The sequence below is a fragment of the Fictibacillus phosphorivorans genome, assembly GCF_001629705.1.
In the GTDB taxonomy this organism is placed as follows: Bacteria; Bacillota; Bacilli; order Bacillales; family Fictibacillaceae; genus Fictibacillus; species Fictibacillus phosphorivorans_A.
This window is the reverse complement of record NZ_CP015378.1, coordinates 2,905,714-2,927,719: the sequence shown is the minus strand read 5'-3', so window position 1 is coordinate 2,927,719 and position 22,006 is coordinate 2,905,714. Positions and strand designations below refer to the sequence as shown.

Genomic DNA, 22,006 nt, shown 5'->3' with positions numbered 1-22,006 from the left:
CACGCTTTGGAAGAAGTTTCAAAAATCGCACACCGTACGCCGCTTAAACAATCAACAACTCTTAACAAGTGGACCGGTGGAAAGGTGTATATGAAGCTTGAGAATCTACAGAAAACGGGTTCGTTTAAATTACGAGGTGCTTATTACAAAGTTTCTACACTAAACGAACTTGACTGCGCGAGAGGTGTGATCGCAGCGTCAGCTGGAAACCACGCGCAAGGTTTGGCGCTTACCTGTTCACTTCGTGGCATAAAATCTAAAATCTTCATGCCGGAAAATGCTCCTCTTTCGAAGGTGGACGCAGTAAGATCATATGGAGCGGACATTGTTTTAGAAGGCGACAATTATCAAGCAGCTTATGAAGCAGCTAAAAGAGAAGAAGAAAAAAACGGAGGAGTTTTTGTTCATCCCTTTGATGATTACGATGTGATTGCAGGACAAAGCACCGTTGCTCTTGAGATGTTGCAGCAAAAACCTGAATTAAAAACGATTGTTGTTCCAGTAGGAGGCGGAGGTCTATTGGCTGGTATCGCTCTAGCGGTTAAGTCGATCAGACCTGATGTTCGAGTAGTAGGCGTGCAATCGGCGAATGCTAGTGCTGTCTATCAAGCATTCACAGGTACCACAAGAAAAACGTTAACTCGCTGTACCTCGATCGCGGATGGAATCGCTGTAGTTAAGCCTGGAGAAATTACTGTTCCTTTGATTTCAAAATATGTGGATGAAATGGTCACTGTGACGGAAGAACAGATTGCATATGCGATGATGTTTATGCTTGAACGTGAAAAGGTGGTCGTAGAGGGAGCGGGTGCTGCTAGTTTAGCGGCAGTAATGTTCCATAGTCATCTTGCGCTCAATCAACAAGTTGGTCTTATCATTAGTGGTGGTAATGTAGATCCTATTAAATGGTCATTATATAAAGGAATGGCTGATAAGGTGAACTTAAAAAGAATTAGTTAATAAAGAAGCTTGCTCAAAAGGCTAAACTTTTGAGTAAGTTTTTTTGTGTATGGAAAAGAGGTTAAAGAAATCAGGGTTCTAACTTCCTAGTTACCTTGAGTTCATCTAGCGAAACTGCTATTCTTTAGTCAAACATTAATGGAAGCGGAGAGTTGTGATGACTAACGAAAAGAACAACAAAAACAATATCGTTCGGTTTCCTAACTTAAATGGACGTCTTTTAGAAAAAGGTATGGATTCTTTAAAAAGTAAAAAATACGATGAGTCTTTATCGTGTTTTGAACAATTACTTCAAGCGGATCCAATGCATGCACAAGGAAATCTTGGGCTTGTTTTAAGTTTGGTTGAACTAGGACGTTTACACGAAGCTAAACAAAAGTGTGACCGTATGCTTAAAGAAGGGATCGGAGAATATTACGATGTACTTCAAATTTATTTAAGTATATTGGTTCAGTTATCAGAATACATAACCGTTGTTTCCGTGATTGAAGCCGTTCTTGAAGAACAAAAGATTCCTGCAGACAAAGCCGAAACGTTTTATCAGCTTCTCCAGTTCAGTCGCAAAGTAATAGAGCAGGAGGGTGTGCCTGAAGTGAAGAAAGACCCAGAAATTCCGAACGCACCAGCGGCAAATCTTGATTTTCAAGGATTGAAAGAGATGCTTTCGAGTGATCAAGCTGATTTGCAGTGGATGGCTGTACAACAGTTAAAGCGGCTCGGACCTGACATGATCGTTCCGATGTTTGAGTCTTTTTTAATAGATGAAAAAAAACATCCGGCTGTTAAAAGCTTAATTCTGCAGTACCTCAAAGAAAACCAAGTAGATAAAATCGTAAAGGTCGAGAAGTACGGACAATTCACTGAAGTGGACATCGCACATCTTACTGATTTGAGTGATAACCTCTTTTATAAAGAGGTAAAGTCTTTAATTAAAGACGAACTCGAGCAAGAGAACCCATCACTACTCGAAATCGCACTCGCCGTGTGGAAGGATTATTCACTAGCGCTATATCCTTTTTCGCCAACTCCAGAAAATAAGATTCTTTGGTTCGAGGCCACTGTTATGGCGGCAAATATTCTATGTGGAATAGAAGAAGAAATCAATCTAGAAGATGATGAATTACAAAAAGCAGTAAAGGTTCTCGTCGAATTGGAAAGATTTTATATGCAGACTTAATGAGAAAGTGATGTAACTTGTTGAAATACAGAACGTCTATGCTATAATGGAATGGTTGTAATCTATATGATAGTTATGGAAATACCGATGTTGGAGGGAACATTTAATGACTGCTAAATGGGAAAAGTTAGAAGGTAATCAAGGTGTCTTAACGGTAGAAGTTGAGGCAACTGAAGTAGATACAGCGCTTGACCAAGCGTTCAAAAAAGTTGTAAAACAAGTAAACGTACCAGGATTCCGTAAAGGGAAAATGCCACGTAGACTTTTTGAACAACGTTTTGGAGTAGAGTCTCTTTACCAAGACGCTCTAGATATCCTATTGCCTAAAGCATATGGAGACGCTGTACAAGAAGCTGGTATCGAGCCAGTTGATCGTCCAGAAGTTGACATCGAAAAAATGGAACAAGGAAGCAACCTTGTTTTTACAGCTAAAGTAATCGTTAAGCCAGAAGTTAAACTTGGTGATTACAAAGGTCTTGAAGTTGAGAAGACAGAAACTGAAGTTACAGACGAAGATGTTCAAAACGAACTAACTTCTCTTCAAGAACAACAAGCTGAGCTTGTAGTTAAAGAAGAGGGTACTGTTGAGAACGGCGATACTGTAAACATCGATTTCGAAGGATTCGTTGATGGCGAAGCTTTCGAAGGTGGAAAAGCTGAGAACTATTCTCTTGAAATCGGATCTGGATCTTTCATCCCAGGTTTTGAGGAGCAATTAGTTGGTGAAAAAGCTGGTGCTGAAAAAGAAGTTAACGTTAACTTCCCTGAAGAGTACCATGCTGAAGAACTAGCTGGTAAGCCTGCTGTTTTCAAAGTAAACATTCACGACATTAAAGCTAAACAACTTCCAGAACTTAACGACGAGTTCGCTAAAGAAGCTGAAGGCGATGCTGAAACGTTAGAAGATCTTAAAAAAGAACTTCGCACGAAGCTTGAAGAGAGCAAAAAGCAAGAAGCTGAAAACAAAACTCGTGAAACAGTAATCGAAAAAGCATCTGAGAATGCAGAAATCGACATTCCTGAAGCAATGGTAAACACAGAGCTTGACCGCATGGTTCAAGAATTTGGCCAACGTCTTCAAATGCAAGGTATGAACCTTGACTTATACTACCAGTTCTCTGGTACAAGCGAAGAAGCACTTCGTGAGCAAATGAAAGAAGATGCTGGAAAACGCGTTCGTACTAACCTAGTACTTGAAGCGATCGTTGAAGCTGAAAACATCGAGGTTTCTGAAGAAGAAATCGATGCTGAACTTAGCAAGATGGCTGAAATGTACCAAATGGAAGTAGAACAAATCAAACAGATGCTTGCTATGCAAGGTGGAAATGATGCAGTAGCAGCTGACTTGAAAGTACGTAAAGCAATCGACTTTCTTGTTGAAAACAGCAAAACTGCTTAATTCTATAACTAAATAAGTTTATAAATCAAAACAAGGCGCGATCCTTATGTATCGTGCCTTGTTTTGCCATACATATTAAATTTCTATTAAAATACACATCCTATCTGAAAAATAGGTTTTAAATCTTGTGGTATTGTTCATACTTATATAGAGCGTTACCATACATATTTATTAAGCGTTATTATTTCCGTTTTAATATGGAAGTGTGATACAATCCATTATAATCAACGGAATGCTTAAGTCGTAGAAAAGATAATCAGACTTTCCTTCAGAATATATCTGAATTTTAGTCAAGCGTTTCATCCATATTCTCGTTTTAGGGGTGATATCATTGTTTAAATTTAATGATGAAAAAGGGCAATTGAAATGTTCTTTCTGTGGTAAAACACAAGATCAAGTAAGAAAACTGGTTGCTGGACCAGGTGTATATATTTGTGATGAATGTATCGAACTTTGTACTGAAATCGTAGAAGAAGAATTAGGTACAGAAGAGGATGTAGAACTAAAAGAAGTACCAAAACCAGTAGAAATTCGTAAAATTCTTGACGAATATGTTATCGGTCAAGCTCAGGCTAAGAAATCCCTTTCTGTAGCCGTTTACAATCATTACAAACGTATAAATTCAACTCAAAAATCGGATGAAGTTGAATTAGCGAAAAGTAACATTGCAATGATCGGACCAACAGGTAGTGGTAAGACGCTACTTGCTCAAACGTTGGCTCGTATCTTAAACGTACCTTTTGCAATTGCCGATGCTACATCTTTAACTGAAGCTGGATACGTTGGTGAGGATGTAGAAAACATTCTCCTTAAATTGATTCAGTCTGCAGATTATGATGTTGAAAAAGCGGAAAAGGGTATTATCTATATCGATGAAATCGATAAGATTGCACGTAAATCGGAAAACCCGTCTATTACAAGAGATGTTTCTGGTGAAGGCGTTCAACAAGCTCTTCTTAAAATCCTTGAAGGTACAGTAGCTAGCGTACCGCCACAAGGAGGAAGAAAGCATCCTCACCAAGAGTTCATCCAAATTGACACAACAAACATTCTATTTATTTGTGGTGGAGCCTTTGATGGTATCGAACAAATTATCAAACGCCGACTTGGTAAGAAAGTGATCGGGTTCAGTTCTGAAACGAAACAAGCTGACTTAAAAGCAGGAGAATACTTGTCTAAAGTTCTTCCTGAAGATTTACTTCGCTTTGGTTTGATTCCTGAATTTATCGGTCGTTTACCGGTCATTTCGAACCTAAACCCTCTTGATGAGGAAGCGTTGATTGAAATCTTAACAAAACCTAAGAACGCACTTGTAAAACAGTATCAAAAATTATTGGATATTGACGGCGTAGAGTTAGAATTTACCGATGAAGCACTTCGAGAAATCTCTGCTCAAGCTATTGAACGTAAAACAGGTGCCCGTGGACTTCGTTCGATCATAGAAGGAGTTATGCTTGACGTGATGTTTGAGCTGCCTTCTCGTGAAGATGTTGTTAAATGTATCGTTACGAAAGAAACAATCTCTGATAAAGTACCACCAACTCTTGAGTTAGAAGATGGTACGGTTATCGAACAATCAAAAGAAACTCCAAAAGAGAGTGCTTAATTTTGAGACCAGCGTATGCTGGTCTTTTTTGTTGTTTAGGAAATTATAAAAAACTAGACCTGTGATAGTTGTTCGGTAAAATATTCGTATCATTTTGGGGAGAACGAGTATGAGTAAAAAAGTACAAAAGTGGTGTTATTAAATAAATTCAAATCGCGTATATGGCTGGCAAGACGATATTTAAGAGATCCTACCAATTCTGCAGGGAAAGGAAAAGCAGGGAGTGGATGTGGAAGTGCTTGTTGTCGGCGAGCTAGAGTCGACGCTGTCCCATGCGCACATCGTTGATTTCTGAACAAGAACATCACTCGCTAGGCGCTTTCGTTTAGTGGTCGTCGATGAGACGGAAGTCATCTTTGCAGGGATAGAAAGATAGAGCTGGCAAGCATTAAAGACGAAATCGCTGCCATTTATTAAAGTTTTTATTGAGTTCTTTTATGATGTGGCACTGGCTAAAATCACGGATAAACTTCCGAACTGATGATGAATGATGAAGAGATTAAGAGTGTATTGATGAAGTTAAGGTATTAAAAAGATAGGGCTGCCCCCAAAAGCACCTCACGTGATCTTTGGAGGGTCAGCCCTATTTCATTTTATAGTCTGATTGCGTGTGAGTCGATCCCTATGAGTCAAAGTATGATCTCTATGGGTCGTAACTAGACACCTATGAGTCAAACGAAGCCTTCTATGGGTCAAAAAGAGAGGTCTATGAGTCAAACCATAATCTATGGGTCAAAATCATAGATCTATGGGTCAAAATGGACACCCTTTGGGTCAAACAGCTATAAAAGTAAATGGAGCGGTGATACGGAATAGGATTAAAATCAGGTTTTCTGATTTGTCATGTTCAATAATGTAAACAGATCTTCATTACATATTGCAACCTATGTGAAATGGTCTTTTTAAAGGTTGACCGTTTAGTTCACCACCTCCTCGGAGATACTATGATTATCACTACATAGGTACCGGGAGGAAAAACAATGAACTGGACTGGCATAGCATTACTTATTCAATTATTCTTTGGGATTATTATTGGGCTATATTTTTGGAACCTATTGCGTAACCAGCGTTCTCAAAAAGTGAGTGTGGATAAAGAATCAAGAAAAGAGATGGAACAATTAAGAAGAATGCGTTCGATCTCATTATCAGAACCTCTTTCTGAACGTGTAAGGCCTGGGAAATTTGAAGATATCATCGGACAAGAAGATGGTATAAAAGCATTGAAAGCTGCGTTGTGTGGACCAAATCCACAACATGTTATCGTTTACGGTCCTCCAGGAGTCGGGAAAACAGCTGCAGCTCGATTAGTATTAGAAGAAGCGAAGCGGAATCAAACATCTCCTTTTCGTTCGACAGCTGTTTTTGTAGAACTCGATGCTACGACAGCTCGTTTTGATGAACGAGGAATCGCCGATCCTTTGATTGGTTCAGTTCATGATCCAATCTACCAAGGTGCTGGGGCTATGGGGCAAGCAGGCATTCCTCAGCCAAAACAAGGGGCTGTTACGAATGCACATGGCGGCGTTCTTTTTATTGATGAGATCGGTGAACTCCATCCTATCCAGATGAACAAATTATTAAAAGTATTGGAAGATCGAAAGGTTTTTTTAGAAAGTGCGTATTATTCCGAAGAGAACGCGAACATACCGCATCACATTCATGATATCTTTCAAAATGGCCTACCTGCAGATTTCCGTATGATTGGAGCCACTACTCGTATGCCAGAAGAGATACCTCCTGCTATTCGATCTAGGTGTTTAGAGGTGTTCTTTAGAGAGTTGCAGCCAGCTGAAATCGAACAGATCGCTAAGAGAGCAGCTGATAAAATTCAGTTAGGAATCGATGAAGAATCGTTAACATATATGGCTCAGTATGCTAGAAATGGCCGTGAAGCCGTAAATATGATCCAAATCGCAGCAGGTCTTGCCATCACTGAACAACGTAAGAACATCACGAAGAGTGATGTGGAGTGGGTCACTCATTCAAGCAGGATGGCTCCAAGACCTGAGAGGAAAATTGGTGTCAAACCAAAGATCGGCCTCGTGAATGGTCTTGCTGTTTATGGCCCAACAAGCGGAGCTCTGTTAGAGATTGAAACGACCGTATTACCTGCAAAAAAGCAAGGTTCTATTACGATAACAGGTATAGCAGAAGAAGAGAGTATCGGGAATCAGTCTAAGTCTATACGAAGAAAAAGTATGGCAAAAGGTTCAGTGGAAAACGTGATAACCGTGCTTCGATACATGGGTGTAGATGCATCTATGTATGATATCCACGTGAACTTTCCAGGAGGTGGTCCAGTGGATGGTCCATCAGCAGGTATAGCGATCGCTTCTTCCATCTACTCAGCTATTCACAATATTAAAATAGATCACGAAATTGCAATGACTGGAGAAATCAGCATCCATGGAAAAGTGAAACCAGTCGGTGGTGTAATGGCGAAGATACTAGCTGCAAAAGATGCTGGTGCAAAACGTGTGCTTATCCCGTTTGAGAATAACCAAAAGATTTTTGATACGATCAAAGACGTAGAGATCATTCCTGTAAAGAAACTTTCAGAAGTGTTTCAACACGCATTTTTAGATAACGGTGAAGAGCAATCAATCCCTGCATCCACAGCTTTAAACTCCCCTCCTTCTTCTGTATAAGGAGAAGTAGGGAGTTTCTTTTTGTTCCCATAACTGTTTTGCATTGCGTGTTTATTTAGTAACGAAGAACGTAATAATAGGCGTTTTCTTACAATCCGAAGCTTACATTAGACAAAGTTGAGCATTATCGGTAGAATTGTACAAAGACTAAGCATATAATTAATGATTACATAGCAGTTTTCGGAGGTGTTTTTAATGGGGGAAAAACGAGTTCTTCCGCTCCTCCCTCTTCGCGGATTGTTGGTTTATCCAACAATGGTACTTCATTTAGATGTAGGAAGAGAAAAATCAATTCAGGCACTTGAAAAAGTGATGCTTGATGATCAGATGATCTTTCTATCTACACAAAAAGAAGTTTCTATTGAAGATCCAGCACAAGAGGAAATTTATCATGTAGGAACGTTGTCAAAAGTAAATCAGATGCTCAAGCTGCCAAATGGCACGATTAGAGTACTTGTAGAAGGAATTAAACGTGGTAAGATAACTTCTTTCATGGACGAAAAAACACATGTAGAAGTAGAAGTGGAACTTACGGATGATATTGAAGTGAAAGAAGCTGAAACAGAAGCTCTCATGAGAGCAGTTCTGGCTCAATTCGAACAATACATAAACCTATCCAAAAAAGTAACACCTGAAACGCTTGCTTCTGTTCAAGATATTACTGAACCTGGGCGTTTGGCTGATGTTATTTCTTCACATCTTTCTCTAAAGATTAAAGAAAAACAAAAGATCCTTGAGATCTTTGATGTGAAAGAAAGACTTGAATACTTGCTGGACCTTTTAAACAATGAAAAAGAAGTGCTAGGTCTAGAAAAGAAAATTGGCCAACGCGTAAAAAAAGCGATGGAAAAAACGCAGAAAGAGTATTATCTGCGCGAACAGATGAAAGCCATCCAAAAAGAACTTGGTGATAAAGAAGGCAAAGTTGGTGAAGTGAGTACGCTCAAAGAACGTATTGAATCATCTGACATGCCTGAGACGGTCATGGAGCTTGCAAAAAAAGAACTCGATCGCTATGAAAAGATGCCGAACTCTTCAGCTGAGAGCTCTGTAATTAGAACATATATCGAATGGCTTGTTAATCTTCCTTGGAAACAAGAGACGATTGATAACTTAGATATTCCTCATGCAGAAACGGTCCTTAATGAAGATCATTACGGCCTTGAAAAAGTGAAGGACAGAGTTTTAGAATATCTGGCCGTTCAGAAGCTGACTAATTCACTAAAAGGACCGATTCTTTGTTTAGTTGGACCTCCTGGTGTTGGTAAAACATCGTTAGCAAAATCGATCGCACGTGCGATCGGTAGAAATTTTGTACGCATATCTCTTGGCGGTGTAAGAGATGAAGCCGAGATCAGAGGACATCGAAGAACGTATGTGGGAGCAATGCCAGGTCGTTTGATTCAAGGGATGAAAAAAGCAGGGACGATTAATCCTGTGTTCTTGCTTGATGAGATCGATAAGATGTCTAGTGATTTTAGAGGAGATCCTTCTTCTGCGATGCTTGAAGTGCTTGATCCTGAACAGAACAGCACGTTTAGCGATCACTATATCGAAGAGCCATATGATCTATCGAAAGTCATGTTCGTAACAACAGCCAATTCTCTTTCGACAATTCCAGGCCCGCTACTAGATAGAATGGAAGTTATTTCGATCGCAGGGTATACAGAGGTTGAAAAGCTTCATATCTCTAAGAATCATTTGATTCCAAAACAGCTGAAAGAACATGGATTAAAGAAAAGCCAGATTCAGTTTAAAGATGATTCCATCCTAAAGCTCGTCCGCAATTATACACGCGAAGCTGGTGTCCGTAACCTAGAGCGTCAAATTGCAGGATTATGCAGAAAAGCTGCCAAACAGATCGTTTCAGCTGAAAAGAAAAAGGTTGTACTTTCTGCTAAAAACCTTGAAGATTACCTAGGTAAGCCTCGTTTCCGTTATGGTCAAGCAGAACTTGAAGACCAAATCGGTGCAGCTACAGGGTTAGCTTATACGACAGCTGGCGGAGACACTCTTTCTATTGAGGTAGCATTATCACCTGGTAAGGGTAAACTGGTCTTAACCGGTAAGTTAGGTGATGTGATGAAAGAGTCTGCTCAAGCTGCACTAAGTTACGTTCGAACGAAGGTGGAAGAGTTAGGAATCGATCATGATTTCTACGAGAAAACGGATATCCATATTCATGTTCCTGAAGGTGCAACACCAAAGGATGGACCTTCAGCAGGAATAACGATTGCTACAGCATTAGTATCAGCACTAACGAAAAAGCCAGTTAGAAAAGACGTAGGTATGACTGGTGAGATCACATTACGTGGACGTGTGTTGCCTATTGGTGGTTTGAAAGAAAAATCTTTAAGTGCGCACCGAGCAGGGATCAAAACAATCATTCTTCCAAAAGAAAATGAAAAAGACATTGAGGATATTCCACAATCAGTAAAAGAGGGATTATCTTTTATAACCGTATCTCATTTAGATGAGGTATTAAAAGTTGCATTAGCAGGTGATGGAAAGTGAAAGTAAATACAGCAGAAATCGTAATTTCAGCAGTCGGACCGAAGCAATATCCGGAAGGTAATCTTCCGGAGATTGCTCTTGCTGGCCGCTCGAATGTAGGGAAATCGTCTTTTATCAACAAGATGATTCATCGTAAAAATTTAGCACGTACGTCTTCAAAACCAGGAAAAACGCAAACGTTAAACTTCTATATCTTGAATGAAAGTTTTTATTTTGTGGATGTGCCTGGTTACGGCTTTGCTAAAGTATCAAAAACAGAACGAGAAGCTTGGGGTAAAATGATCGAACAGTATCTCGTTGAACGCGATCAGTTAAAAGCAGTTGTTCAACTTGTTGACCTTAGACATGCTCCATCAAAAGACGATGTTTTAATGTACGATTGGTTAAAATATCATGAGCTTCCTGTTATCGTAGTAGCAACAAAGAGTGATAAGATCCCAAAAGGAAAATGGGACAAGCATAAAAAAGTAGTCAAGGAAACCTTAAACATGGACAAAAGCGATAAGATCGTTCTCTTCTCATCTGAAACCGGACACGGAAAAGATGAAGCATGGGGCGTACTGAATTCTTATCTTACTAAATAAAGGCTGTATAAGTTTTTATCTTAACGACTTGTTTCTAAAAGATTATGGCTTTTAATCTTTTTATTTACTTCTTGACTGTTGATTGGAGTGGAAGGTGCGAGACTCCTGCGGGACAGGCCGGCAGGTGAGACACTTATACGTGTAGCGTACGAATGTGGCTCACCACCTGCCCCGTGGAAAGCGAGCAACCTGGAATGGAAATCAACTACTTTTAAAAGTACTTAACATAAAAACCCTCTATGTTTTTTTATAAACATAGAGGGTTTTGTGTTTCTATTTCTTTTTAAAGAACATAAGGTAAGCCCCGATGACCATTAGAATAATCGGCCAAAAATCTTCAGCTTTCACAAATATATTTTCTACAGAAGGGGTATTACTCTTAAAGAAGAGCAACCAAAGAGCTAAAAGGGACAGCAATAATCCTGGAATAAGCCCCTCTTTTGTTTTTCGATACTGAATCAGAAAGGATATACCCGCAAGTAAAACGATAACCTGAAGTGGCTCTGGCCATGTTACCACTTTTGCTGCTGCATGAAAATGTACGCCCAGCCCTGTCAAGAATACACCTGAGAAAATACTTGAAGAATCCTTTCCAGAACCAGATTGTAATAGAAGAGCAATACCGATGATGATTAGTATGCTTGGCCAAGTCAGATAGGGTTGGAGCAGTTCGATGTTCATTCTATTTGCAAAATAGAATAATCCAATTCCGAGTAAAATGATGCCGCTGAATGTGTTTCTTTGTTTCATAATGCCTCCATCTTAAACGTAAACCTTTGCTAAATTGGTCGATTTTTGTTATTTTTATTATTGGTGCTAAGTTTTAGTAATTATGGTTATCCTAAAACTGCTATACACGCACCAAAAAGAATTTAAATACATCATAGCATAAACGTTTAAATTCTGTTCACATTATTGGATATTCCGTATTTTGGGACATGTTATAATTAATAAAGAACATACATAATTAAGGGAGGTGAGCGCATGCATATTCTAGTGGTTGGACTTAATTACAAAACGGCACCCGTAGAAATTCGGGAAAAAGTTTCTTTTCAGCCCGCTGAATTAACGGATGCGATCTCTACACTCCGAAAACAAAAAAGTATACTTGAATGTGTAATCGTTTCTACGTGCAACCGTACTGAGATCTATGCAGTTGCCGATCAACTTCATACCGGAAGATACTACATCAAATCTTTTTTGGCGGACTGGTTTTCAATTGATAAAGAAGAACTTTCACCATTCTTGAGCATCAGAGACGGAGAAGCAGCTGTTGAGCATCTATTCCGTGTAGCTGCTGGCTTGGATTCTATGGTGATCGGTGAGACACAAATTCTTGGTCAAGTTAGAGATGGATTCTTAGAATCACAGAAACTTGATGCAACAGGAACCATATTTAATAAACTCATGAAACAAGCGATCACATTCGCGAAGAGATGTCATTCAGAAACGGATATCGGTGAAAATGCGGTATCGGTTAGTTATGCAGCTGTCGAACTCGCGAAAAAAATCTTTGGTGGTCTACAAAATAAAACCATTTTAATCGTAGGTGCTGGTAAGATGGGTGAGCTTACAGCGAAACATCTGCATGCGAGCGGTGGAAATGAAGTACTTGTAATCAACCGTACTTTTGAAAAAGCGCAAGAGGTAGCTAAAAAGTTTCATGGTATAGCACATCCTTTTGAAGATCTTGAGAGTTTGCTCATAAGAGCGGATATCGTGATTTCTTCTACAGGTGCTAGTGAATTTGTCATTACAAAGAAAATGGCAGCACCAGCTATTAAGAAACGTAAGGGCCTTCCATTGTTCATGGTAGATATTGCTGTACCTCGTGACTTAGATCCTGAGCTTCATGATTTAGAGAGTGTTTTTCTGTATGATATTGACGATTTAGAAGGTATTGTAGAGTCTAACCTTGCTGAACGAATGAAAGAAGCGGAAAAGATTGAAATCATGATCGAAGCTGAAATTGTTGCTTTCCAATCTTGGATCTCGATGCTTGGCGTTGTACCTTTGATTTCTGCTTTACGAGAAAAGGCGTTAAACATTCAAGCGGAAACCATGCAGAGCATCGAACGCAAGCTGCCCGATCTTACTGATCGAGAAAGAAAAATTTTAAGCAAACATACGAAAAGTATCGTGAATCAATTGCTTCGTGATCCTGTGACAAGAGCTAAAGAGATGGCTGGCGAACCAGGAGCTGAAGAACAGTTGCAATTATTTACTGAAATCTTCGGACTTGAAGATTATTTGGATAAACAGAAGCAGTTGGAAACAGCATTTGCTGCAAACGTCGAAGATAAGTCTTCACTAACAGATGAACTGGTTCCTTCGACTGTAGTAAGAACTTAAGCTCTCGTTTCCCTCGAGCTCATGGAGTGTGAGCAAAAAATGAATTGGATATATGATCTGACTATCGTTCTATATGCACTTAGCATCATAGGCTATTTTATAGATTTTCTTCAAAACAACCGGAAAGCAAACCGATTTGCTTTCTGGTTGCTTTCTATTGTCTGGGTACTTCAAACGGTCTTTTTTGTGTTAAGGATGTTGAAAGATCAACGGTTTCCTATATTAACACCCTCAGAAGGCTTGTTTTTTTATGCGTGGATCCTCGTGACGTTCTCGGTGGTCATGAGTCGATTTTTCCGGGTTGATTTTTTGGTGTTTTTTACGAACATTCTAGGTTTCTTGCTTGTTTCGATCCACTTGTTTGCTCCAACAGGACAAGCGAGCGCAGTGCTTGAGAAACAGCTAATATCAGAACTATTAATCATCCATATTACGATGGCGTTCATTTCGTATGGAGCTTTTTCACTCTCTTTTATATTCTCGTTCATGTACCTGCTACAGCACGGCATGTTGAAACGAAAAAAATGGAGCAAAAGGCTGCAACGCTTCGGTAGTTTATCATACTTAGAGAAGCTTTCTTTTCGATTGAATACGATCGGGGTACCATTGCTCTTGTTAAGTCTGATATTGGGGGTCGTATGGGCATTCTGGAAAATAAGTGACTTTACACTTCTTGATGCCAAGGTCATCTCGTCATTTATTGTCCTTTTGGTTTACAGTACTTACCTCTATCAAAAGGTTGGAAGAGGTGTGCAAGGTAAAACGTTAGCGCTTTGGAACACTGCGGCGTTCTTAGTCGTTTTGATCAACTACTTTTTAGCGTCGACGTTCACTGAATTTCACCTTTGGTATAAGTAAAGAATAGGAGATTCATATCATGAGAAAAATTATAGTAGGTTCAAGAAGAAGTAAATTAGCGATCACACAGACAAACTGGGTGATCGAGCAATTAAAAAAGTCAGGAATGCCTTTTGAATTTGAAGTGAAAGAGATCGTAACAAAAGGTGATATTATTCTTGATGTTACACTCTCAAAAGTAGGCGGAAAAGGCTTGTTCGTTAAAGAGATCGAACAAGCGATGTTAGATAAGGAAATCGATATTGCCGTTCACAGCATGAAGGATATGCCATCTGAACTGCCTGAGGGACTCGAGATCGGCTGTACGCCTAAACGTGTCGATCCAAGGGATGCACTAATCTCTGAAAAGTATTCTTCATTAAGAGAACTTCCTGCGGGTGCTATAGTCGGGACAAGTTCACTTAGAAGAGCAGCACAGATTCTGAACCGACGTCCGGATCTTGAGATTAAATCTATTCGAGGTAATATTGATACTCGTCTTAACAAGTTAAAGTCTGGTGAGTTTGATGCGATCATTCTAGCAGCAGCAGGACTTGAAAGAATGGGCTGGTCTACGGATGTTGTTACCGAATACTTAGACATAGACTTGTGTCTTCCTGCTGTAGGTCAAGGTTCATTAGCTATTGAGTGCAGAAGTGAAGATTTAGAAGTGAAAGAATTGTTAGCTACACTGAACGACGCTTATACATTTGATACTGTTTCAGCAGAACGCTCTTTCTTAAACACGCTTGAAGGAGGATGCCAAGTTCCAATCGCAGCATTTGCAACGATGGACGACAACTACGAGGTCTCTTTAACAGGACTTGTTGCAGATCCGGAAGGAAAGACCGTGTTAAAAGAAATGAAGTCAGGCAAAGATCCGTATCGCGTCGGTGTAGAGTTAGCTGAAGAATTAAAAACATTAGGTGCGAAGACCATACTCGATTCAGTGAAAAAGGATTTAAATGCATAATGAATACTTCTATAGGACCACTAGCAGGTAAGAGAATACTTGTTACACGGCCGAAAGAGCAGGCAGTGCCTTTAATCTCACTCATACAAGAGTGTGGCGGGCTTCCTCTTTCATTTCCTATTGTCTCTATAAAAGGGGTTAAGAACGAAGAAGCGCAATCCTTGTTAAACGATCTATCATCTTACCAATGGATCATTTTCACGAGCAAAAATGGAGTGGATCACTTTTTTCAACTGATTTCTGATTGTAATCTCACTTTGGGAAATGTTAAGTTTGCCGCAGTTGGAGAGAAAACAGCTGAATCATTAAGAAAGAAAGGGATCACATCTATTCTTGTGCCGGATCAGTACCATGCTGAAAGCTTAGTAAAGACGCTAAAAAAACACGTCTTATCTCATGAAAAAATCTTATTTCCAAAGGGGAATCTAGCTCCTTCTTTTATTAAAGAGGAGTTGAAGGAAACAGCATGGGTAGAAGAGTTAGTGGTCTACAAAACGGAATCAGAAGACCATTTAGATTGGTCGCTCGTACATCAAGCAGATTGCCTGTTTTTTATGAGCCCATCTGCCGTAACCTTCATGAGTAGAGGGTTGCAAACAGAGGAAGTATACAAAAAGCCAGTGATCTGTGTTGGTCCAACAACGAAAAAAGCTGCAGAAGAATGCGGATATCATCATGTGTTAATGCCGAAACAATTTACCGCAGAAGATATGGTGAACTGTGCCATCTCTTATTTTCAAGGAGGAAGTTAATATGAATTTTCAACGTCATCGTCGTTTAAGAAAATCAGCATCAATGCGTTCCCTAGTGCGTGAAACGCATCTTCATGTTTCAGACTTTATCTATCCATTGTTTTTTGTTGAAGGAGAAAACATAAAAAAAGAAGTTCCTTCCATGCCAGGTGTATATCATCTATCATTAGATCTTCTTCAAGAAGAGGTAAAAGAAATTGAAAGTCTTGGCATCCAGTCTATTATCGTTTTTGGTGTACCAGCGGAAAAAGACGATTGTGGAAGTTCAGCTTATGACCATAATGGAATCGTACAAAAAGCAATCGCACAAATTAAAGAAGTTGCTCCATCACTAACTGTCATTGCAGACACTTGTTTATGCCAATTTACAGATCATGGGCATTGTGGTGTGATCGAAAATGGTGAAGTTTTAAATGATGAAACCTTGACGTTGCTTGCAAAAACAGCTGTATCACAAGCTAAAGCTGGAGCGGATATTATCGCACCTTCAAACATGATGGATGGTTTTGTTGCAGCGATCAGACAAGGACTCGATGAAGCTGGGTTCTATGATGTTCCGATCATGTCTTATGCCGTTAAGTATGCCTCATCGTTTTATGGTCCATTCCGTGATGCAGCGCACAGTACACCTCAGTTTGGGGATAGAAAAACGTATCAGATGGATCCGGCTAATCGACTTGAAGCCCTCCGGGAGGCAGAATCAGACGTTGCTGAAGGGGCTGATTTCTTAATGGTAAAGCCCGCTCTTTCTTATTTAGATATTTTAAGAGAATTAAAAGACAGATACCCTCTTCCACTAGTAGCCTACAACGTCAGTGGGGAGTATTCCATGATCAAAGCAGCTGCTATGAACGGATGGGTGGATGAAAAGAGCATCGTACTTGAAAAACTGATCTCTATGAAACGAGCAGGAGCAGATTTGATTATTACGTATTTTGCGAAAGATGCTGCAAGATGGCTGAATGAAAAATAAGGAAAGAGGTGTTTGTATGAGAAGCTTTGAAAAATCGATCGCTGCTTTTCAAGAAGCGAAAGAAGTCATGCCTGGGGGAGTTAACAGTCCTGTACGTGCATTTAAATCTGTAAAGATGGATCCTGTATTTATGGAACGCGGAAAAGGATCTAAGATTTATGATATCGATGGGAATGAATATATCGATTATGTATTGTCATGGGGACCTTTAATTCTTGGGCATGCTGACGACCAAGTAGTAGATGCACTTAAGCGAACGGCTGAGCTGGGAACAAGTTTTGGTGCGCCTAATGAAATGGAAACAAAGCTTGCAAAACTTGTGATCGACCGTGTTCCTTCTATCGAGGTGGTACGTATGGTTAACTCTGGTACAGAAGCAACGATGAGTGCACTTCGTCTAGCTCGAGGATATACAGGCCGAAGCAAAATTGTTAAATTTGAAGGTTGTTACCATGGACACGGTGACTCCTTATTGATTAAAGCAGGCTCTGGTGTTGCAACGCTCGGACTTCCGGATTCACCGGGAGTTCCAGAGGGTATCGCACAGAACACGATCACAGTTCCATACAACGATCTTGAAAGTTTACAAGTAGCGTTTGATCAATTTGGAGAAGATATCGCTTGTGTGATTGTAGAGCCAGTTGCAGGTAACATGGGTGTCGTTCCACCACAAAAAGGGTTCTTAGAAGGCGTTCGTAAAATGACTGAACAACATGGCTCCCTATTGATCTTTGACGAAGTAATGACAGGCTTCCGAGTAGATTATGAATGTGCACAAGGTTATTTTGGAGTAACACCTGACCTAACTTGTTTAGGTAAAGTCATTGGAGGTGGTCTACCTGTTGGTGCTTATGGTGGGAAACGAGAGATTATGGAACAGATCGCGCCAAGCGGACCAATCTATCAAGCAGGAACGTTATCAGGAAATCCTCTTGCTATGGCTGCAGGGTATGCTACCCTTTCACAACTTACAAAAGAGAGTTACACTTATTTTCAAAAACTTGGAGATCAACTAGCTTCCGGTATCTCTGAAGCTGCTGAGCATTATGGTATCGCACATACGATAAACCGTGCAGGAAGCATGATTGGCTTCTTTTTCACGAATCAAGATGTGATCAATTATGAAACAGCTAAGCAATCCAATTTAGATCACTTTAATGTTTGTTTTAAAACGATGCTACAAGAAGGCATCTCATTGCCTCCTTCACAATTTGAAGGGTTATTCTTATCTATTGCTCATACAGAAGACGATATTAATAAAACAATTGCAGCGTTTAGAAAGGCATTCTCACAATTAAAATAGTCATCTTTGGTAGCGTCCGCTTATTACAGCGGACGCTATTTTTGTTTTTTAAAAGAACCTTACAACGAATAAAAATCATATTTCGTCCTGTTCACTCATACACCTATATTGTATAACTATATGCAACCTGAAAGGAGGAGAAGGGCATGAGTCAATCGAAGCTGCGTTTCTCCATTGAGGAGTCTGTTTGGCTAAAGAAGGGACAGGAAGTAGCTGAAGTTTTGTCAATGTCACTAGATCCTGAGATTCGTATCACAGAGGAAGCCGGACAGGTTTATATCAAGGGAGCCCTTATATTAAATGGCAGATACCGGTGTGAAAAGCAAGAACTGAATGACGGTGTAACCGACCAGAATGCGCTTTCCGAGAGTATGTCTTACCGCTCTCTTACTCAACTGAATGTGGCAGAAGATGGGATGACAGATCTTGTGCATCGTTTTCCAGTGGATATCACCATTCCGTCGTATCGAGTAGAAGATTCAAATGAGGTAAAAGTGGAAGTCGAATCGTTTGAATATGAGCTTCCAAACTCAACTTGTTTTGAACTTTCTGCCTCGATCTGTATTTACGGGATAAAAGACGAGAAGCAGCGTCAAGAAAGTCAATCATACGAACCTCCGAAAGAAGCGGTTCGAACGAGTACTGTAGAAGAAAGAGCTTCTCATAAAGAAGAAAAACAAGATATTTTCACTCCTTTTCAGTTCGAGGCACGTCAAAGTGGAGGCGTTCCTTCACAGTCTTCACATCTTAATGAGTTTGCAGCTCGATTTGAGGAAAAAGAAGCTGACGTTCGTTCTGAAAAGACAACACCGTTTGAATTTAAACCGCACTTTGAGGCACAAGATGATCGGACGATGGAAGCTACATTTGATTCATTAAAAGCTATTGCGTTTTCCGTGGATGACACAAGAAACAATGAACCTTCATCACTCAATGAAACGGAAGATTCAGATGAAGAGCCTTCACAGTTTTATGGAGAGGTAGAAGAGATGGAAGAAACGAATGATACAGAAGCTTATGATCACGTAGAAGGTGATTATGAGAGCTATGATACTTCTTATCAAGAGGAAACGGGTGATTCACAATCAAACTCTCCTCAATATGAAGAAACGTATCATGACACGAATAGACCATACACTTACAATCCATACCAGCAACATGAAGCATACCAGCAGCAAACTTCGTATCAGAATCAAAGTGGATACCAGCAAGCAGAGGAATACCAGCAACAAGAAGGATACCAGCATCAAGAAACATATCAACAACAAAATGCTTATCAGCAACCCTCCAATCCGTACGGAAGTTATCAATATCAGCAAAATGCTGAACAGCGTCCTTCATACGGTTATGGTGAGCAATCATATGAAGATGAGCAAGAATATGAGAATACAAGTTACAACGAAGCTGAAGAAGATCAAGAGACCACTTATGAATCTTATGATACGAGTTATGAAGAATACGAGACTGAAGCAGAACCGATAGAAGTGAATATAGAGCGTGAGGAACCTAGAGACGAAAATGCACTTTATTTAACAAAGATGCTTTCTGCTAAAGAAGACCGTTTTTCTAAAATGAAAATGTACATTCTTCAACGCGGGGATTCTTTAGAACACATCTGTGAGAGATATGATATCTCATTGAATACACTCATGCGTATGAACCAATTGCAGCAAGGGGAAGTATCCGAAGGGCAGATCATATATATCCCAGTAAGTTCACGTTAAGTCGAGGTGCTATTATGGAGCTGATCAACACCTTAGAAAAGGAATATGAACTTTATGGGATACGGTGGAAAGAAAGACCTTACCTGATCATGACTGATTATGGAGAGAAACGTATCCGTTATTGGAGTGAAAAAGAAAACTTGAATTGGCACATAAAATGGCGCGATGAGTCTTCAAAAGGCTCAGGCGCCGTGCCAGATCGTATGATTCGTACTAAAAGCGGTGAACCTGCCATAAAATATGGTAACAAGTGGCTTACGGTTCACGATCATACGGAAGAATGGTATGGATGTGAAGATGTAGAACGTTGGGGCCAGTTTATTGGAACATTACTAAATACGGCAATGTCTTCGAATCAGCAAGATGCTTTCGTGAAACAAACGAAACACCCAGTTTTCGATCTGAAATCTTGTATCACGCTTGCAGAAAAGTATTTAGAAGCGAACTTTCAGTGTATCGTTACAAGTATAAAAGAGAGTAAGCAACGATTGGAATTTTCTCATGCGATTAAAAGTAAGTTTAGAAATCATGAATTACCTGTTCTTGATAAAGACCTAAGCATTAAGAATGGGAGGAAAATTTTCCACTTTTTATTTTATCAAGGTAGTGAATCTGTACCCATTAAGGGATATCTGCCAATACGTAGGTTTTTAGTTGAGTGGCTGGAACGAACTTCACCATCTTCATTGAAACTTTTGTTAACGGAGGTGAATAAGCATTTTTCTTTGGACCGTGATCAGGGTTTATTACTTTTAGCTGAGGTCGTTACACCTTGGGAACTGTATGATTGTTTAAATCAACTAGATAACAGCTCTTTAGAAAGAATGATAGATGGCTTAAAGAAATATGAAGACTGCTGGGAGAGTAATCGAATAGTGGTCAAAACGGTAACTGAATGGTTTGATGAAAAAAGAAGGAAGGTGGCCCTATGACAACGGAAAAAGAAACATTAAATTACGGGCCCGTCCTTTTTCATTATGATCTATTTCCCGAGAAGTTGGAGCAGCACGGGAAGGTAAAGAAGGTCATAACGAAAAGGGGTACATTTGCACTGAAAGAAGCAGAAATGACAGAAGACGAAAGAAGCTGGTTCACGCATGTGATTCAGCGTCTTTCTGAAATTGGTTTTCATCAGGTCGTTCCTCTCTATCCAACAAAGTTTGGTGATTATACGGTTCAGTTAGGATCTAGAACGTATTATTTAATGCCGTGGTTTGCGTCTGATGAAAGAAATGAGAGAGCGAAAGATGAAGTTCTTATCGACCACTTAGGAAAGATTCATGCGTTAACATTAAAAGAGCAAGACTTTTCAAATGAAGTGGTCGAACATTCTTATCAGTATCTTATGAACAGGTGGGAAAATAGGCAATATGAGATGGAGAGATTTACGGAAGAAGCAGAACAGAAAACGTATATGTCTCCCTTCGAACTAACGTATCTCAGTCATTTTCATCAAATTATGAGAATGACAGAAGAAGCGAAAAGAAGATTGAAAGAGTGGTATGAAACGTGTCAAAGAGAAAAACGTTATCGGAGCGTACTTTGTCACGGGAAGGTCTCAAGAAATCATTTGATCTTTAATCCAACGGGGGAAGGTCATCTACTCAATTTTGAAAAAGCCGTTCTAGATACGCCGATCAGAGATATAGCGATTTATTTTAGAAGAGCTGCACATCAAAAAGAATGGACTCCCGAAGAAGGAAAATCATTATTAGATCTGTATGAAAAACACGTTCCGTTGTTAAACGAAGAAAGAGGATTATTAATTAGTTATTTATCTTATCCTGAACCGGTATTTAATGCAGTGGATCTCTATTGCATGAAACGCAACGAGTATTCTCAAATTGAAATGGTGCATAGGCTCGAGAGCCGAATAAGAGCGATGAAAAAAATCCGGGATTTCTGTGATGCGATTATGATGGCTCCTCCACCTGCGCCAATCGAACCGACAGATTCTATTCCAACAAAAATTCACATAAATGATGACGGAGATCACATATAACGACTATATGTGATCTTTTTTTAAATAAGGCTGTTTTCGTAAACTTTGTTGCTTTTGAAAGTGTTGATTTCCGTTTCAGGCTGCTCGCTTTCCACGGGGCAGGCGGTGAGCCACATTCGTACGTTTCACTCTTAAGTGTCTCACCTGCCCACCTGTCCCGTAGGAGTCTCGCACCTTCCACTACAATCAATTGTCAAAGGTG

Annotated in this window: 17 protein-coding genes; 16 read left to right on the top strand and 1 reads right to left on the bottom strand. The window is 39.8% G+C overall.

The window, feature by feature from the left end; all coding sequences use genetic code 11:
• Window positions 1-6 precede the first annotated feature (6 nt).
• From ilvA to yihA, 7 genes are all read left to right on the top strand, one after another.
• On the top strand, window positions 7-960 hold the full coding sequence (ilvA, locus tag ABE65_RS15125) for a threonine ammonia-lyase (protein WP_269148760.1): 954 nt from the start codon (window positions 7-9) through the stop codon (window positions 958-960).
• Between the two features lie 157 nt (window positions 961-1,117).
• Entirely contained in the window at window positions 1,118-2,137 is a 1,020-nt protein-coding gene (locus tag ABE65_RS15120; RefSeq protein ID WP_066396599.1) for a tetratricopeptide repeat protein, read from the top strand.
• 106 nt (window positions 2,138-2,243) lie between these two features.
• On the top strand, window positions 2,244-3,536 hold the full coding sequence (gene tig, locus ABE65_RS15115; protein ID WP_066396596.1) for a trigger factor: 1,293 nt from the start codon (window positions 2,244-2,246) through the stop codon (window positions 3,534-3,536).
• Window positions 3,537-3,867: 331 nt separating this feature from the next.
• A complete protein-coding gene (gene clpX, locus ABE65_RS15110; protein ID WP_066396593.1) occupies window positions 3,868-5,142 on the top strand; it encodes an ATP-dependent protease ATP-binding subunit ClpX in 1,275 nt (424 codons plus the stop codon).
• Window positions 5,143-6,122: 980 nt separating this feature from the next.
• The gene (lonB, locus tag ABE65_RS15105; RefSeq protein ID WP_066396589.1) at window positions 6,123-7,790 is read left to right on the top strand and encodes an ATP-dependent protease LonB; all 1,668 of its coding nucleotides are present in this window, start codon (window positions 6,123-6,125) and stop codon (window positions 7,788-7,790) included.
• Between the two features lie 195 nt (window positions 7,791-7,985).
• Window positions 7,986-10,304, top strand: coding sequence for an endopeptidase La (gene lon / locus ABE65_RS15100; RefSeq protein WP_066396588.1), 2,319 nt, complete (start codon window positions 7,986-7,988; stop codon window positions 10,302-10,304).
• Window positions 10,301-10,888 carry a ribosome biogenesis GTP-binding protein YihA/YsxC gene (yihA, locus tag ABE65_RS15095; protein ID WP_066396586.1) on the top strand — a complete coding sequence of 196 codons (588 nt, stop codon included), beginning with the start codon at window positions 10,301-10,303 and terminating at the stop codon, window positions 10,886-10,888. The genes lon and yihA overlap by 4 nt, the downstream gene beginning before the upstream one ends.
• Before the next feature lie 273 nt (window positions 10,889-11,161).
• Here yihA and ABE65_RS15090 read toward each other — a convergent pair whose 3' ends face one another.
• Window positions 11,162-11,638 carry a LiaI-LiaF-like domain-containing protein gene (locus tag ABE65_RS15090; protein ID WP_066396584.1) on the bottom strand — a complete coding sequence of 159 codons (477 nt, stop codon included), beginning with the start codon at window positions 11,636-11,638 and terminating at the stop codon, window positions 11,162-11,164.
• A 234-nt stretch (window positions 11,639-11,872) separates the two neighbouring features.
• On the opposite strand from ABE65_RS15090, the gene hemA reads away from it, so the two are divergent.
• From hemA to ysxE, 9 genes are all read left to right on the top strand, one after another.
• A complete protein-coding gene (hemA, locus tag ABE65_RS15085) occupies window positions 11,873-13,240 on the top strand; it encodes a glutamyl-tRNA reductase (protein ID WP_066396582.1) in 1,368 nt (455 codons plus the stop codon).
• Window positions 13,241-13,279: 39 nt separating this feature from the next.
• A complete protein-coding gene (locus tag ABE65_RS15080) occupies window positions 13,280-14,098 on the top strand; it encodes a cytochrome C assembly family protein (protein WP_137788734.1) in 819 nt (272 codons plus the stop codon).
• Window positions 14,099-14,117: 19 nt separating this feature from the next.
• A complete protein-coding gene (gene hemC / locus ABE65_RS15075; protein ID WP_066396572.1) occupies window positions 14,118-15,050 on the top strand; it encodes a hydroxymethylbilane synthase in 933 nt (310 codons plus the stop codon).
• Window positions 15,050-15,802, top strand: coding sequence for a uroporphyrinogen-III synthase (locus tag ABE65_RS15070; protein WP_066396570.1), 753 nt, complete (start codon window positions 15,050-15,052; stop codon window positions 15,800-15,802). Before hemC ends, ABE65_RS15070 begins: the two co-directional genes overlap by 1 nt.
• Window position 15,803: 1 nt before the next feature.
• Entirely contained in the window at window positions 15,804-16,775 is a 972-nt protein-coding gene (gene hemB / locus ABE65_RS15065; protein ID WP_066396564.1) for a porphobilinogen synthase, read from the top strand.
• 16 nt (window positions 16,776-16,791) lie between these two features.
• Window positions 16,792-18,078, top strand: a complete 1,287-nt coding sequence (gene hemL, locus ABE65_RS15060) for a glutamate-1-semialdehyde 2,1-aminomutase (RefSeq protein WP_066396563.1) — start codon at window positions 16,792-16,794, stop codon at window positions 18,076-18,078.
• A 146-nt stretch (window positions 18,079-18,224) separates the two neighbouring features.
• Entirely contained in the window at window positions 18,225-19,802 is a 1,578-nt protein-coding gene (locus ABE65_RS15055; RefSeq protein WP_066396561.1) for a LysM peptidoglycan-binding domain-containing protein, read from the top strand.
• Window positions 19,803-19,816: 14 nt separating this feature from the next.
• Complete coding sequence (locus tag ABE65_RS15050; protein ID WP_066396558.1) at window positions 19,817-20,734, top strand: hypothetical protein; 918 nt, start codon at window positions 19,817-19,819, stop codon at window positions 20,732-20,734.
• A complete protein-coding gene (gene ysxE / locus ABE65_RS15045) occupies window positions 20,731-21,804 on the top strand; it encodes a spore coat protein YsxE (RefSeq protein WP_066396556.1) in 1,074 nt (357 codons plus the stop codon). Before ABE65_RS15050 ends, ysxE begins: the two co-directional genes overlap by 4 nt.
• The last annotated feature ends 202 nt before the right edge of the window (window positions 21,805-22,006 follow it).

Excerpts from the sequence above, each read along its gene's own strand:
- lon (WP_066396588.1), top strand. The coding sequence starts at position 7,986 with ATGGGGGAAAAACGAGTTCTTCCGCTCCTCCCTCTTCGCGGATTGTTG.
- ABE65_RS15055 (WP_066396561.1), top strand. The coding sequence starts at position 18,225 with ATGAGTCAATCGAAGCTGCGTTTCTCCATTGAGGAGTCTGTTTGGCTA.
- ABE65_RS15070 (WP_066396570.1), top strand. The coding sequence starts at position 15,050 with ATGAATACTTCTATAGGACCACTAGCAGGTAAGAGAATACTTGTTACA.
- hemB (WP_066396564.1), top strand. The coding sequence starts at position 15,804 with ATGAATTTTCAACGTCATCGTCGTTTAAGAAAATCAGCATCAATGCGT.
- hemC (WP_066396572.1), top strand. The coding sequence starts at position 14,118 with ATGAGAAAAATTATAGTAGGTTCAAGAAGAAGTAAATTAGCGATCACA.
- hemA (WP_066396582.1), top strand. The coding sequence starts at position 11,873 with ATGCATATTCTAGTGGTTGGACTTAATTACAAAACGGCACCCGTAGAA.
- ABE65_RS15090 (WP_066396584.1), bottom strand. The coding sequence starts at position 11,638 with ATGAAACAAAGAAACACATTCAGCGGCATCATTTTACTCGGAATTGGA.
- ABE65_RS15080 (WP_137788734.1), top strand. The coding sequence starts at position 13,280 with ATGAATTGGATATATGATCTGACTATCGTTCTATATGCACTTAGCATC.
- hemL (WP_066396563.1), top strand. The coding sequence starts at position 16,792 with ATGAGAAGCTTTGAAAAATCGATCGCTGCTTTTCAAGAAGCGAAAGAA.
- lonB (WP_066396589.1), top strand. The coding sequence starts at position 6,123 with ATGAACTGGACTGGCATAGCATTACTTATTCAATTATTCTTTGGGATT.
- tig (WP_066396596.1), top strand. The coding sequence starts at position 2,244 with ATGACTGCTAAATGGGAAAAGTTAGAAGGTAATCAAGGTGTCTTAACG.
- ysxE (WP_066396556.1), top strand. The coding sequence starts at position 20,731 with ATGACAACGGAAAAAGAAACATTAAATTACGGGCCCGTCCTTTTTCAT.
- ABE65_RS15120 (WP_066396599.1), top strand. The coding sequence starts at position 1,118 with ATGACTAACGAAAAGAACAACAAAAACAATATCGTTCGGTTTCCTAAC.
- ABE65_RS15050 (WP_066396558.1), top strand. The coding sequence starts at position 19,817 with ATGGAGCTGATCAACACCTTAGAAAAGGAATATGAACTTTATGGGATA.